General features: G+C 41.3%; 7 protein-coding genes and 4 pseudogenes. 5 read left to right on the top strand and 6 right to left on the bottom strand.

Going from position 1 to position 14252, the window contains the following annotated elements:
• Positions 1–44 precede the first annotated feature (44 nt).
• Positions 45–2149: pseudogene (gene recG / locus N8A86_RS20025) on the bottom strand (ATP-dependent DNA helicase RecG).
• A 78-nt stretch (positions 2150–2227) separates the two neighbouring features.
• On the opposite strand from recG, the gene N8A86_RS20020 reads away from it, so the two are divergent.
• The gene (locus N8A86_RS20020) at positions 2228–4312 is read left to right on the top strand and encodes a M1 family metallopeptidase (RefSeq protein WP_273566989.1); all 2085 of its coding nucleotides are present in this window, start codon (positions 2228–2230) and stop codon (positions 4310–4312) included.
• The gene (locus tag N8A86_RS20015; RefSeq protein WP_273566988.1) at positions 4312–5223 is read left to right on the top strand and encodes a patatin-like phospholipase family protein; all 912 of its coding nucleotides are present in this window, start codon (positions 4312–4314) and stop codon (positions 5221–5223) included. The genes N8A86_RS20020 and N8A86_RS20015 overlap by 1 nt, the downstream gene beginning before the upstream one ends.
• 73 nt (positions 5224–5296) lie before the next feature.
• Here N8A86_RS20015 and N8A86_RS20010 read toward each other — a convergent pair whose 3' ends face one another.
• The 5 genes and pseudogenes from N8A86_RS20010 to N8A86_RS19990 all read right to left on the bottom strand — a co-directional run bounded on the left by N8A86_RS20010 (position 5297) and on the right by N8A86_RS19990 (position 10192).
• Positions 5297–5815 carry a DUF7935 family protein gene (locus N8A86_RS20010; protein WP_273566987.1) on the bottom strand — a complete coding sequence of 173 codons (519 nt, stop codon included), beginning with the start codon at positions 5813–5815 and terminating at the stop codon, positions 5297–5299.
• 78 nt (positions 5816–5893) lie between these two features.
• A complete protein-coding gene (locus tag N8A86_RS20005) occupies positions 5894–6667 on the bottom strand; it encodes an OmpA family protein (protein ID WP_273566986.1) in 774 nt (257 codons plus the stop codon).
• Between the two features lie 51 nt (positions 6668–6718).
• Positions 6719–8292, bottom strand: a pseudogene (locus tag N8A86_RS20000) (FMN-binding glutamate synthase family protein).
• A 71-nt stretch (positions 8293–8363) separates the two neighbouring features.
• Positions 8364–9637 (bottom strand): annotated as a pseudogene (locus N8A86_RS19995) (amidohydrolase).
• Positions 9638–9646: 9 nt separating this feature from the next.
• The gene (locus N8A86_RS19990; RefSeq protein WP_273566985.1) at positions 9647–10192 is read right to left on the bottom strand and encodes a DsrE family protein; all 546 of its coding nucleotides are present in this window, start codon (positions 10190–10192) and stop codon (positions 9647–9649) included.
• A gap of 130 nt (positions 10193–10322) precedes the next feature.
• Here N8A86_RS19990 and N8A86_RS19985 point away from each other — a divergent pair.
• From N8A86_RS19985 to N8A86_RS19975, 3 genes and pseudogenes are all read left to right on the top strand, one after another.
• Positions 10323–12651: pseudogene (locus tag N8A86_RS19985) on the top strand (ATP-dependent helicase).
• Between the two features lie 56 nt (positions 12652–12707).
• Positions 12708–13583, top strand: coding sequence for a glycoside hydrolase family 16 protein (locus tag N8A86_RS19980; protein WP_273566984.1), 876 nt, complete (start codon positions 12708–12710; stop codon positions 13581–13583).
• A 36-nt stretch (positions 13584–13619) separates the two neighbouring features.
• On the top strand, positions 13620–14198 hold the full coding sequence (locus tag N8A86_RS19975; protein ID WP_273566983.1) for a Crp/Fnr family transcriptional regulator: 579 nt from the start codon (positions 13620–13622) through the stop codon (positions 14196–14198).
• Positions 14199–14252: the final 54 nt, after the last annotated feature.

Genomic DNA, 14252 nt, shown 5'->3' with positions numbered 1-14252 from the left:
GAATTCATGATATTAATAATAGCCCGCCTTTTGGTGGGCTGTTTTCAACTTATGTAATTCCAAATATTCTTGTACTTGACCAGTTGTGCATATGCATGTCGAACGACCAAATTTTCCGGTTTCTCTAGGGAAGAGTCACTTTTCAACAATTGAATGGCATGATATCGCGCGGTTTTCAGAATGTCATTATCCTTGACGATATCGGCGATTTTCAGGTTCAGAATTCCGCTTTGTTGGGTACCCATCAAATCACCTGGGCCACGTAATCTGAGATCTACTTCTGCAATTTCAAAACCATCATTTGTACGTACCATGGTTTCCAATCTTGTTTTCGCTTCTGAGGATAATTTATGACTGGTCATCAGAATGCAGAAACTTTGGTCCGCTCCTCGGCCTACACGACCTCGTAATTGATGTAATTGTGATAATCCGAAGCGTTCTGCACTTTCAATAATCATGACCGAAGCGTTCGGCACGTTGACTCCAACCTCAATTACGGTTGTGGCCACCATAATTTGGGTTTCGCCTTTGACAAAACGATCCATTTCATAATCTTTATCGGCAGGTTTCATTTTACCATGAACGATGGATATTTGATAATCGGGTAGTGGGAAGTCGCGCGCGATACTCTCATAGCCATCCATAAGATCTTTGTAATCCATCGCTTCCGATTCTTGGATCAAGGGATATACTACATAAATCTGTCTTCCTTTTTTTATTTCATCCTTGATAAACCCGAAAACCTTTAAGCGATTGGAGTCGTATCGATGCACTGTTTTAATCGGTTTACGACCGGGAGGAAGCTCATCAATGACCGAAATATCCAAATCTCCATATAAACTCATAGCCAGCGTTCTAGGTATGGGTGTAGCCGTCATAACGAGAATATGCGGTGGATACTCGTTCTTGTGCCATAATTTCGAACGTTGCGCCACTCCGAATCGATGTTGTTCATCAACTATGGCGAGTCCTAGATTTTTGTATTGTACTTTATCTTCGAGTAGGGCATGGGTGCCAATTAGAATATGCAGCTCGCCATTTTCCAATTGTTCATGAATAGTTTTTCTCGCAGACTTTTTAACGGAGCCGGTAAGCAAGGCACAATGGATTCCGACCTTGTCCAAAAGTTCTTTGATTCCGAAATAATGTTGGTTTGCCAAAATTTCTGTGGGAGCCATTAAACATGCTTGATATCCGTTATCGATGGCCAATAGCATAATCATTACAGCGACAATAGTTTTTCCCGAACCCACATCGCCCTGCAACAAGCGGTTCATTTGTGCATTGCTGCCCAAGTCTTGACGGATTTCCTTTATGACCCGTTTTTGTGCATCCGTTAGCTCAAAAGGTAAATGGTTTTTATAGAAATCATTGAAGAGTTCGCCCACTTGGTCAAAACTGAAGCCTTTTATCTTTTGTTTATGTAGCATTTTTTTGACCAAAAGCTGCATTTGAATGTAAAAAAGTTCCTCAAATTTTAAGCGGAACTGGGCCTTCGCCAACAACTCCTGACTTTTAGGAAAATGGATATTCAACAACGCATCGCTTTTGTTCATCAACCGTAGCTCGTGCAATACGCTATCAGAAAGTGTTTCCGAAAAATCGGCTTGGGTTTCAATAAAAAGTTGCCGTATCAACTTGCTTAACACACGGTTGGTAATGCCCTTATTGCTGAGTTTTTCGGTAGACGGATAAATAGGTTGCATAAAGACCTTGAGCCCTTGTTCGTGTTCTGAAAGCAGTTCCATTTCAGGGTGGGGCATTGAGAATACCCCATTGAACCAATTGCATTTACCGAAAATGACATACGGAGTATTCAGCTTGAGATTTTCTCGAATCCATTTTTGTCCACGGAACCATACGAGTTCCATTTTCCCGGTATCGTCCAAGAAGGTGGAGACCAAACGTTTCCCTTTTTCTGTTCCACCGTTTTGATATTGATTATTTTACCAATAATCTGCACTTCTGAACTATTGCGTTGCAGTTGGGCAACTTTGTAATATTGGGTTTTATCCAAATACCGGTTGGGAAAGAGATTGAGTAGGTCTTGATAGGTATGAATGCCCAATTCTGACTGCAAACTCTCGGCCCTGTTAGGGCCGACACCTTTGAGATAGGTAATTGGGGTTTGAAGGTAATTGGCGTTCATTCGACTAAATTAGGGGTTCATCCAATCAAGTGCAATCTAAAACCTTAAATTTGGTCTAGACTTTGTAGTCATAAGAGCATGAAAAGACTTTTACTTCTTGTTTCCCTTTCGATTTCTTTTTTGGGAATTGCCCAACATCAAGATAAGGTTGATTTTATTCGTGGTGAGGTTTTCGTGGTGCCCGATCCATTGGAAAAAGCTATATCTGGTAGTGTCGCTTATGAGTTCGACGTTTTAAAAGATGTGGATTCAGTTTTCCTTGATGCCAAGAACATGGATTTTGAAAAGATAAGTTTAGATGATAGAAGTGTCAAGTATTCTAGTACCGAGAAAACGATTACCATTTATAACAACTTCGAAGCTGGGATGAAACACCGAATAGCAATTGAGTATCATGTGCAACCTAAACAAACGGCTTATTTTTTAGGTTGGGAAGACGGTATCGAAGGTAATGAACAAATATGGACGCAAGGTCAAGGAAAATATACTAGTTATTGGCTTCCTAGCTTCGATGATATGGAAGAAAAAGTGGAGTTTGACTTGACCATAGCTGTAAAGAATGAAAAAACCGTGATTGCAAATGGCGAATATGTTTATACCTCAACTACTAGAAATAGCGAAATAGATGAATGGCATTTTGATATGTTGCAACCCATGAGTAGCTATCTATTGGCCTTTGCGATAGGCAATTACCAAAAGCACGAACTAAAATCTGCAAGTGGAATTCCTATAGAAAACTACTATTACCCTCAAGATAGTTTGCGTGTCGAACCCACTTATCGCTACACCAAAGAAATCTTCGACTTTCTGGAAATCGAAATCGGTGTGCCCTATCCATGGCAGAATTATAAGCAGATTCCCGTTCGTGATTTTCTGTATGCCGGTATGGAAAACACGGGAACGACTATCTTTTCCGACGGCTATGTCATCGATTCCACTGCATTTGTCGATAAGAACTATGTCAACGTAAACGCCCACGAACTGGCGCATCAATGGTTTGGCAATTTGGTGACCGAAAAAGATGGAAACCATCATTGGTTACATGAAGGATTCGCCACCTATTACGCCTATCTGGCTGAACGGCACTTATTTGGCGATGACCATTTTTATTGGAAACTTTACAACTCGCTCGATCAGTTGAAAGATATTGTTGATAGGGACGAAGGGCAAAGTTTACTCGACCCAAAAGCAAGTAGCTTGACCTTTTACGAAAAGGGAGCTTGGGCACTGTTTATGCTACGAAATGAAATTGGGGATTCTGCCTTCAAAATAGGAATCAAATCATATTTAAATAAATATTCTTTTAAAAATGTGACCATTGATAATTTTTTAAATGAAATGGAAACTGCTAGTGGTGAAGACTTAACTGACTTCAAAGAAGAGTGGTTGAAGAATAAAAATTTTCCTTTTGAAAAATCTAAAAAGCAATTGGCCGATAAATCTCTTTCATTGAAAATATTATCGAACATCGGAGCTGATTTAAAAACTGCACAAAGCGATGATATCGATTGTAAAAGCTATTGGGATACGACAAAATCCATCCACCTAAAAAAGCATTTGTTAAAAAATTACCATACTTCGCTTCCTGAACAAATTTATTCCAAAGCTTTTGAGTCCGATACAATACCTATTCGTCAGGTGTTTTTATCAGGCAGGGACTTATCGCGGTATCTTACTAAAGAAAGATTGGAATCTCTTTTGGAAGATGAAAGTTATATCACAAAAGAAAATGCATTAATTGTACTTTGGCAAAAATATCCTGAAGACCAAAAAAAATATCTGGAACAAACTAAGGATGTTATCGGACTCCCGAACAAAAATGTCCGCTTATTATGGTTGACTTTGGCCATATTGACCAATGATTACGATGCCAAAAATACCCAAACCTATTTTAAGGAATTGAGTGGGTATACCGGCAAAGAGTATGGATGGGAAATACGAATGGGGGCATTTCAATTCGTAAGCGAAATTGGTTTTACCGACGAAAGTCTAAAGAATTTGATGAATGCGGCGGGGCACCACAGTTGGCAGTTCAAGAAATATGCGCGAAATTTATTGGAAAAGCTGTTGCAGGACACTGATTATAAAAAACGAATTCAAGGGTTGGCCAAAGAACTAAAAGACGACGAACTACGTTATATCAATACGAAACTAAAAGAATAATGCGAGCATTGGTTATTTCTGGAGGTGGTAGCAAGGGTGCCTTTGCGGGGGGCGTCGCGCAATACCTAATGCAAGAACTTGACCATAGTTACGACCTTTTTCTGGGAACCTCTACAGGAAGCCTTTTGATCTCACATCTGGCACTTCAAGAAATTGAAAAAATAAAAGAGGTATATACTTCGGTAAATCAAGATAGCATCTTTAGCAATTGCCCGTTTCTCATTAAAAAAAAGCACGGCGTTGAAGATATCGCCATTGATCACTGGAACGTTTTTAAAAATTTTTACAATGGCAGCAAGACTTTTGGAGAAAGCCACAATTTACTTGAACTTATTAAAAACACTTTGACTGTTGAGGAGTTTGAGAACCTAAAAACTGGTCCAAAAGAAATTATAGTGACGGTTTCGAACTTATCCCTGAATCAAGTTGAGTACAAGTCGATAAATGATTGTACCTATGAAGAATTTTGTGAATGGATTTGGATATCATGCAATTACACGCCCTTCATGTCACTTGTTCAAAAAGATGGATGCGAGTATGCCGATGGGGGGTTGGGCAACATGGTACCTATCGAAGAAGCGATAAAACGCGGCGCGACCGAAGTGGATGCAATCATACTTCAGACCGAGACCACTTTGTTCAATAGAATGCCTTCAAAGAATGCCTTTGCGCTTCTTACAAGTATGTTCGCTTTTATGTTGGACCGCATTGAAAGTCAAAATGTGCGAATCGGGAAGTTTGTGGCCGCCCATAACGATGCGATTATCAATTTTTACTATACACCGACGGTGTTGACGACCAACTCGTTGATCTTTAACAAAGAAAAAATGACCGCATGGTGGGAAAGCGGATTCAATTTTGCGAAGTTCAAGAACATCGAACTAAATCAAATCGAACCAGAAGGGGAGTAGCCGGCTGGCAGTTGCAGTAAGACATCAAAGTTTAAGAAACTCCTGCGTAGTATTGTTCTTGCGCTTGAATCTTTCACCAAAGCTCACCGATTTCTTTTTTGACGAATGACAGGGCAGTAGCCGATGGGGAAGCTTTGTCCATGGTTTCGGTAAGTACATCTTCCCTTAACTTATCTGCTAAATCGGTTTCGCTCATGGCGGCCTTACGTATCATTTGAACGGTTGCACTTTTGGCCGCCTTGATGATGTTCCAACACTCGTCAGAGATATAGATTTGTTGCGATAGATTGTGTTCGAATTCGTTTTCGATACTTTTTATCAGAAGATTTTCATATTCCGCTTTGTCCGCAGATTTGGGGGCCACGCGCACGACCAAACTTGGTATCGAAATGCGTTCTAGAAACAACGCCATACGTTCATAGGCTTGTAGGCGAATGGGCAAAGTGTTTTTCTGGGTGTCTTTATGGAGTAAAAAACGACGTCTGCCGTCTTCATTTTTAGTATGTAGCTTGAAAAAATAAAAGGCGACTACACCGGTAACTACGGCAGGCAATAAAAAGCCGAACATTTGTAAAATTCCCTCTTCTGACATGTTTTTGGTTTTTGGTTACGGAAGTAGAACGTCGGAATTTTATAAAAATTATACGATAAAACAAACAGGGAAGAAACTCTAATTATTCTTCATACTCTCACGTACCATCAAATAAAAAGCTTTATAATCAGGTCGAATTTTCAACAATACGCCTTCTTTTAAATTACCATCCCTGCCCAAGGTTTCAATACGTTCTGGTTGTATTTCAAATTTGTTCTGTAAAATATCAGCTACAGAAGAAGCTTGTTTGGCAGGTAAATCAAGGTCACCGGTCATACTGAGCCCTTCTATAGTAAGATTTGCCGTAGGGTTTGCCTTCAATATTTCACCTATCTTACCCAAAAATGCTTCAGCGGTAGCATTTACCTCGAAACCCGTCTCACTGGTAAAAAGTGCGTCCAATTTTTCAGAAATAATCACAGCACCATCGGCTACGCCTATTTTGGCATTTTCGCCCAAGGTCTGCTTAGCGTTCGTCAAAACGACCAAAGCGGTGGAATCGTTGCTGCTAATGGCATCATTAATGGCCTTAAGCTGGTTTTCCTTAGCCTCTAGACTTGCCATGGCACTATTTACAATGTTCGAATTCTTATTGGAAACCTCTGCAAAACTATTCAGGTTTTTCATCAAGGTGGCGTTGGCATCTTGCAGTTCTTGAACCTGTGATTCAAAAGACTCAGCTTTTACAGTAGCCACTCTTTCATTTTTTTGGGCCACGGTCACCAATGATTTCACCGAGTCAAGTTCTTTTTTCAGACCATCGATTTCGGCGATCAGTTCACTTTTTTTCTGGGCATGGGTAAGTGCCGTAAAGCAAAATAACATGCTAAATAGGAGTATAATTTTCTTCATATGCCTAAGTAAAATTTTGTTTAATAACGTTCGATACGTAGCAAAGGTATATCAAACCGATACTTTTTGGGAAATATTTCCTCCCAAATATTCACAATCGTAGAGTTCTTGCATGTTGCCAAACGGAACGGGATTCTTATTGTACCCGTATGAAGAGCGCAAAGTTCGATGTAGTTCATCATCGTCCACATTGACCTGCACATCGTCCATGGTGAATTGACAGGGATGTTCATACCCCGCGGCATGCGTGATTTCAAGAAATTCTTTTCGGAAATTTTTGAAGTATTGTGCCAAACGATCTGACTTTAGGGGACATCGATTCCTTTTTGCAGCCACTTGTTTTGCGTAGCTACTCCTGTAGGGCAACGGTTGGTATGACAAACCTGAGCTTGTATGCAACCGATGCTCATCATCGCTTCGCGGGCGACATTGATGCAATCGACCCCCATCGCAAATGCCATAGCGGCTTTGGCCGGGAACCCGAGTTTTCCACTTCCTATAAATACGATACGATCCGTTAAATGCCTTCTTTGAAAAACTTTGTACAGACTCGAAAAGCCATACACCCATGGTAACGATACATGGTCGGCAAAAGAGGGTGGTGCGGCACCCGTACCACCTTCACCACCATCAACGGTTATAAAATCAGGGCCTTTACCCGTATCGACCATCAATTCGGCCAATTCTTCCCATTGATCCAGTTTACCTATTGCACCTTTTATTCCAACTGGGAGTCCGGTCTCTTCGGCGATGTCCTCTATCAATTGAAGGAGTTCGGGCACATTATCAAATGCTTTATGTGTTGCAGGTGAAAGTACATCTTTACCTACCTCAACACCTCGAATTTCAGCAAGTTCTTGAGTGATTTTTGCTCCAGGAAGCACGCCACCCTTACCGGGTTTGGCCCCTTGGGACAGTTTTATTTCAATGGCTTTTATACATGGGTTTTCTTCGACCAATTGCTTCAATTTTTCCATGGATAAATTTCCATCCGGCGTTCGTACCCCAAAATAACCTGTGCCAAAATGAAAGACAACATCACCACCTTTTTGATGGTAGGGAGAGAGTCCACCCTCACCGGTATTATGGTAGGCGTTAGCCTTTGCGACACCTTTATTCAAAGCTTCTATGGCCGCTGCAGATAAGGATCCAAAACTCATGGCCGATACATTTATTGCCGAACTGGGGCGAAAAGGTTTTCTTCTTTTGTTATAGGCTCCAATAACCTTGGCGCAGGGTACAAAGGAAGCATCCGTTGTATTCGGATGCTGTTCCGGTACCTTGTAAGCCATCATCCTATTTTTGATGAAAATGTGCTGATGCGCATAAATGTCACGGTCCGTACCAAAACCTTCGTAATTGTTCTCCTTTTTGGCCGAGGCATAAATCCATCCCCTTTCGAAACGGTTAAAGGGAAGTTCTTCCCTATTGTTGGCCACAAAGTACTGGCGCATTTCAGGACCAATACTTTCCAGCCAATAGCGTAAATGACCTACTATCGGAAAGTTGTGGCTAATCGTGTGAGCTCGCTGGAAAAATATATCGCGGATTGCGACCAAGCCAAGAAAACCTAAAACATATGCCCACCAAGGTACACTCCTTAATACATCTAAAATAGATTCCATTTGTAGCTATGCGACTTTATATATATTTCAAGTTTTATTAAATATCAACTAAAATACTTTACTGTAACCGACTACTTATTAAGATAATCCAAACTCATTTCCGTTAGGGCCTTTACCCCTAATAACAAACCACTGTCGTCAATAAAAAAATCGGGAGTATGATGTGGAAAAGATTCGGTGTTGCCCGGAGTCATCCCACCTAGAAAAAAGAAAAACCGGGAATTTTTTCCTGAAAGAAAGAGAAGTCTTCCGCTCCGGTGGTCGCCTTTTTAAGTTTTACATTTTCCGAACCCGCTACTCTCTGAATACTAGGTAATATTTGTTCAACCAGTTCAGGGTCGTTATAGGTGATTGGATATCCGAGATTGAATTCCAGGATAGCCTCTCCACCATAAGCCTTGGCAATAGCGGGTACCATTTCCTTCATCCTTCTTTGGATCATTTCCCGCATACCATAATCCAAAGTACGTAGGGTTCCCAACATTTCTACTGATTCGGGTATAATATTCGAGCGAACGCCTCCTGAAATCTTACCTACGGTGATAACCGCGGCCTCATTAATGAGTTCGGCCTCTCTGCTGATAATGGTCTGCAGGCCATCGATAATTTTGGCACTTATCAAGATGGGATCTATGCCCGACCAGGGTTGCGAGCCGTGGGATTGCTTTCCTTTCACATGGATTTCAAAGCTGTTTACTGCGGCTAGGGCCCCGCCAGGTTTATATCCAATGACGCCGACCGGGGTCTGCGAATTGATATGCAATCCGAAAATAACGTCGACTTTGGGGTTTTCGAGTACGCCTTCTTTGACCATTAGCTCGGCACCACCTTCCTCTCCCGGAGGTGCACCTTCCTCAGCGGGCTGGAAGATGAATTTAATGGTTCCCTTGATTTTATCAGTATTTTTTGATAGTACCTCGGCAACCCCCATTAAAATAGCAATATGGGTGTCATGGCCACACGCATGCATGACAGGTACCTCTTCGCCCATATATTCGCCTTTTGCCGTAGACTTGAAAGGCAAATCATTTCTTTCAAGTACAGGTAGCGCATCGATATCCGCACGGAGGGCTACGACCTTTCCAGGTTTTTTACCTTTTAGGATACCTACAACACCCGTATGGGCCACACCAGTCTGTATTTCTATGCCTAACGATTTTAAATGTTCGGTTATTTTTTCCGCGGTTTTGAACTCCCTATTCGAAAGTTCGGGGTTTTGGTGAATGTCTCGTCGCCATTCGATGACTTTGGATTCAACCGCGGAATAGTCCTTATCCAATTTTGGTCCTTGGCCCATTGCCAAAAACCCTAAAAAGAACGCTCCGATACATAGGTGCTTTTTCATAATTGTATATTAAAATTTAATGAGTCTGTATTCTTGGTTTTGAAGCTCGATGAGTGCCGTCATCGCCGATAATGATAGTTGCACCCCTTCTATGAGCTCTTCCTTCGGAAAACCTCGCGCTGCTGAAGACTGTCCGCAAAAGATGATTTGTACATCCGCATCGAGTAAAGCTTGAATCAATTCTCGATTGGGGTTATCGGTTCCATATTTTTTTTGGTAGGCTTCGTTCGTAATAATATCTTTTGAAGCAGCATTATGTACCACCAAAGTGGCCTTCAATTGATTTTTCGGAACTCCCGCTTGGGCATGCATATTTAGAAACCGAGCGGCGGTTTCGATACTTTTATTTAAATCCGTATGAGATTCCGGGGAGTTCATGATATCGAACACCGCCCTGTACTCTTTTGATGTGTCGACCTTGAACTCGGGGTTCTTGACTTCGAAAACCTCGCCATATTCTGTGATAATCGGACCTTTGGATTTATTCTGGGAAAAGGAGCTAGAGCCTATTAAAAGAAAGCAAGCGGTCGTAAGGGAAACTAGAGATTTTAACATGCGCTTATATTAACTGCCTAAATATATTCAAATTCGATAGAATTATCTTTGTGTTACTCATAATTGTGCAGATACCGCTTTTGGATCATCCTATTTATGGCTAAATTCACACTTTTAAATAGCATAGCATTTGAAAACTTTTATAGATGATCTGAACGATGCCCAAAAGGCTCCCGTGTTGCACAAAGATGGGCCGTTAATGGTCATTGCAGGTGCTGGCTCGGGCAAAACCAGGGTATTGACCTACCGTATTGCACACCTCATGGAGCAAGGGGTCGATGCCTTCAATATATTGGCCCTGACGTTTACCAATAAGGCGGCCCGGGAAATGAAAAAACGAATTGCCGATATTGTTGGTAGTTCTGAGGCAAAAAATCTGTGGATGGGAACCTTTCATTCCGTATTTGCCAAGTTGTTGCGTTTCGATGGTGATAAATTGGGCTTTCCCAGCAACTTTACAATCTATGACACCCAAGATTCGCAACGACTTATTGCATCCATCATCAAGGAAATGGGCCTTGATAAGGATATTTATAAGTACAAACAAATCCAAAACCGTATTTCCTCCTATAAGAACAGTTTGATTACCGTAAAGGCCTATTTCAATAATCCAGAATTGGTAGAAGCCGATGCCATGGCAAAGCGTCCTCGGACTGGAGAAATATATCAAGCCTATGTCGAACGCTGTTTTAAGGCAGGGGCTATGGATTTTGATGATCTTTTATTGCGCACCAACGAATTGTTGAACCGATTTCCTGAGGTGTTAATGAAATATCAAGAACGGTTCAAATACATTTTGGTCGACGAGTACCAAGACACGAACCACTCACAATACCTGATTGTAAAAGCACTTGCCGACAGATACCAGAATATATGTGTCGTAGGCGATGATGCTCAAAGTATTTATTCGTTCAGAGGAGCGAATATTACGAACATCCTGAATTTTCAGAAAGATTACGATGATGTGGGCATGTACCGTTTAGAACAGAATTATCGCTCTACCAAGAATATCGTCAACGCCGCTAATTCCATTATCGCAAAAAATAAAAATCAATTGGAAAAAGTCGTATGGACGGCCAATGATGAAGGCGCTTCGATAAAAATACACCGCAGTATTACCGACGCCGAAGAAGGTCGTTTCGTGGCAGGTTCCATTTGGGAAAACCGCATGCAAAACCAATTGTCCAACGGACATTTTGCAGTACTGTACCGCACCAATAGCCAATCACGTGCCATAGAAGATGCCTTGCGAAAACGGGATATTCCATATCGCATTTACGGGGGATTGTCATTTTACCAAAGAAAGGAAATCAAGGATGTACTATCGTATCTACGTTTGGTTATCAATCCGAAGGATGAGGAAGCTTTGAAGCGGATCATCAATTTTCCCGCGAGGGGTATTGGTCAGACCACCATCGATAAATTGGTGGTTGCCGCAAATCATTATAATCGTTCGATTTTTGAAGTAATAGAGAATTTGGATCGCATCGATCTAAAAATCAATTCAGGTACCAAACGGAAATTAGAAGATTTTGTGACCATGATCAAAAGCTTCCAGATTATGAACGAAGGAGCGGATGCTTTTACCTTAGCGGAGCATGTGGCAAAAAAAACGGGAATCTTGCTTGAGTTCAAAAAAGATGGTACCCCCGAAGGTATTGCCCGAATGGAGAATATCGAGGAATTACTCAATGGTATCAAGGATTTTGTCGAGGGTCAAAAGGAATTGGCAGATGCAACGGGCAATATTAGTGAGTTTTTAGAAGATGTTGCCTTGGCAACAGATTTGGATAAAGACACGGGAGATGATGATCGAGTGGCTTTAATGACCATACATTTGGCCAAAGGACTGGAATTCCCATATGTCTACATTGTAGGAATGGAGGAAGACTTATTTCCATCTGCGATGAGCATGAATACCAGAAGCGAACTGGAAGAGGAGCGAAGACTATTTTTATGTAGCCTTGACCAGGGCCGAAAAACAAGCCTATTTGACTTATACGCAAAACCGATATCGATGGGGAAAATTGATAGATGCCGAACCGAGTCGTTTTCTCGAGGAGATAGATGAGCAGTATATAGAGAATTTGACCCCGATTGATAATAAGTATCGTTATAAATCCTTGATCGATACTGATATTTTTGGTGATGTTGACAAATCAAAACTTCGACAGCAAAAGCCTTCGAACGGAACGCCCCCAAGCATTCGAAAACCTAATGAAACCCAATTACGCAAATTGCGCAAATTGAAACCGCAGTTGGCCCAGCCCGTCGGGAACACAAATACCATTGACCCAAACCTAGCGGAAGGTTCGTTGGTCAACCATACACGCTTTGGTAGGGGTAAGGTGATGAAAATCGAAGGTGTAGGCAATGATAAAAAGGCTGAAATACAATTTGAACAAGGTGATATAAAGAAGCTTCTATTGCGTTTTGCAAAGCTGGAAGTCTTGAAATAATGCCACATGACTTTTGCTTAAATTGCCAATGATGTATAATTTATATTAAAAACAACATGATATATAAAGAGTATTTTTCGGCATGTTTGATTTTTCTTATTCTGGTCGGATGTGGAAAAGAGAGTGCCACGGGACAAGAGATAGCCCAGGAAGACACCCTACCAATAGCGGAGCTGAAAGATGTCTTTGCAGAAGATTATTGGGATGCCGCAGAACTGGTTTGGAGCGATGAGTTTGACGGTAATCAACTTTCGCCGGACAACTGGGTCTTTGAGACCGGAGCCCACGGTTGGGGCAATAATGAACTTCAAGATTACGTTGCCGATAGCAATGTTGAAGTTAGCGAGGGCACACTTAAGATCACTGCAAAAAAAGAGTCGAGCGGTTCAGCGAACTATACGTCAGCCAGACTGAACAGTAAGGAATCATTTAGGTACGGAAAAATCGAGATTAGGGCAAAGATACCCGATTACAAAGGTAATGGTATATGGCCGGCATTATGGATGTTGGGTTCGAACATAGGTTCCGTCGGCTGGCCGGCCTGTGGCGAAATCGATATTATGGAATATGTCAGTTTCGACCCAAATAAGATGCACTTTTCGATACACAGTACGGCCAATAATCATGTAATCGGTACCCAAGTAACTTCTGGGGCACTTCCATTGGAAACAATCGAAGAGGAATTCCATACCTATGGATTTCTATGGACCGATAAATACTTGAAATTTTATATCGATGACCCTGAAAATATTAAATTGAACTTTTCACGGCCTGCCGTTTCCAATTCTGAAAATTGGCCTTTTAATCAATACTTCTATTTTTTAATGAACATTGCCGTTGGCGGAAATTGGGGAGGACTCGAAGGTGTCGATGACTCTATTTTTCCGGCAACCATGGAAGTGGATTTTGTAAGGGTCTATCAAGTGAAATAGCCATTAATAGGAACAACTTAAACTTCAAATCAAGAAGTGGAACCGAATACATTAAAACAAGTCTATCAGCATCCCTTGCTTCAAAATGGAGATTTGGAAGCTATTTTTGGCGCCCACAAAAAAGTTATGCTCAATAAGGGCGACTTCTTGCTTCGAGAAGGTCAGATAGCCAATGAATATTTGATTTTAGAACAAGGCCTGATACGTGCCTTTGTCCATAATTTTGATGGAAAAGACATCACCACAAATTTTTTTACGGAAGACGAAATAGTAATCGAGGTTTCTTCTCTATTTCAGCGTATACCGACCAACGAGAATATTCAGGCTTTGACGGATTGTGTTTGCTGGAAAATCGAATTTCAGATATTTCAAGAACTTTTTCATTCTATTGAAGGATTTCGGGAATGGGGCCGTGCATGGATGTCACAGAGCCTATTTGAATTTAAAAACCGCTCCGTTTCTATGATAACGGATTCAGCAACGGATCGTTATCTTAACCTTTTGCAACATAAACCTGATGTTCTTAAGTACGCTCCCTTAAAACAGATTGCTTCCTATCTGGGCATTACCGATACCTCTTTGAGCAGAATTCGAAAGGAAACTGCGCAAATTTGATTTCTTGCCATATGGTAAGTCGACATTCTTATTTTTCATTTAAGTTAGTATTGT

Origin of the sequence: Maribacter halichondriae (genome assembly GCF_027474825.1) — a bacterium.
Taxonomy (GTDB): domain Bacteria; phylum Bacteroidota; class Bacteroidia; order Flavobacteriales; family Flavobacteriaceae; genus Meishania; species Meishania halichondriae.
Note: the sequence above shows the minus strand (reverse complement) of the source record. Positions and strands in the feature narration are given on the sequence as shown.

What these genes read in the sequence shown, in the direction of transcription:
- N8A86_RS19980 (WP_273566984.1), top strand. Translation starts at nt 12,708, where the DNA reads ATGATATATAAAGAGTATTTTTCGGCATGTTTGATTTTTCTTATTCTG.
- N8A86_RS20020 (WP_273566989.1), top strand. Translation starts at nt 2,228, where the DNA reads ATGAAAAGACTTTTACTTCTTGTTTCCCTTTCGATTTCTTTTTTGGGA.
- N8A86_RS19990 (WP_273566985.1), bottom strand. Translation starts at nt 10,192, where the DNA reads ATGTTAAAATCTCTAGTTTCCCTTACGACCGCTTGCTTTCTTTTAATA.
- N8A86_RS20015 (WP_273566988.1), top strand. Translation starts at nt 4,312, where the DNA reads ATGCGAGCATTGGTTATTTCTGGAGGTGGTAGCAAGGGTGCCTTTGCG.
- N8A86_RS20010 (WP_273566987.1), bottom strand. Translation starts at nt 5,815, where the DNA reads ATGTCAGAAGAGGGAATTTTACAAATGTTCGGCTTTTTATTGCCTGCC.
- N8A86_RS20005 (WP_273566986.1), bottom strand. Translation starts at nt 6,667, where the DNA reads ATGAAGAAAATTATACTCCTATTTAGCATGTTATTTTGCTTTACGGCA.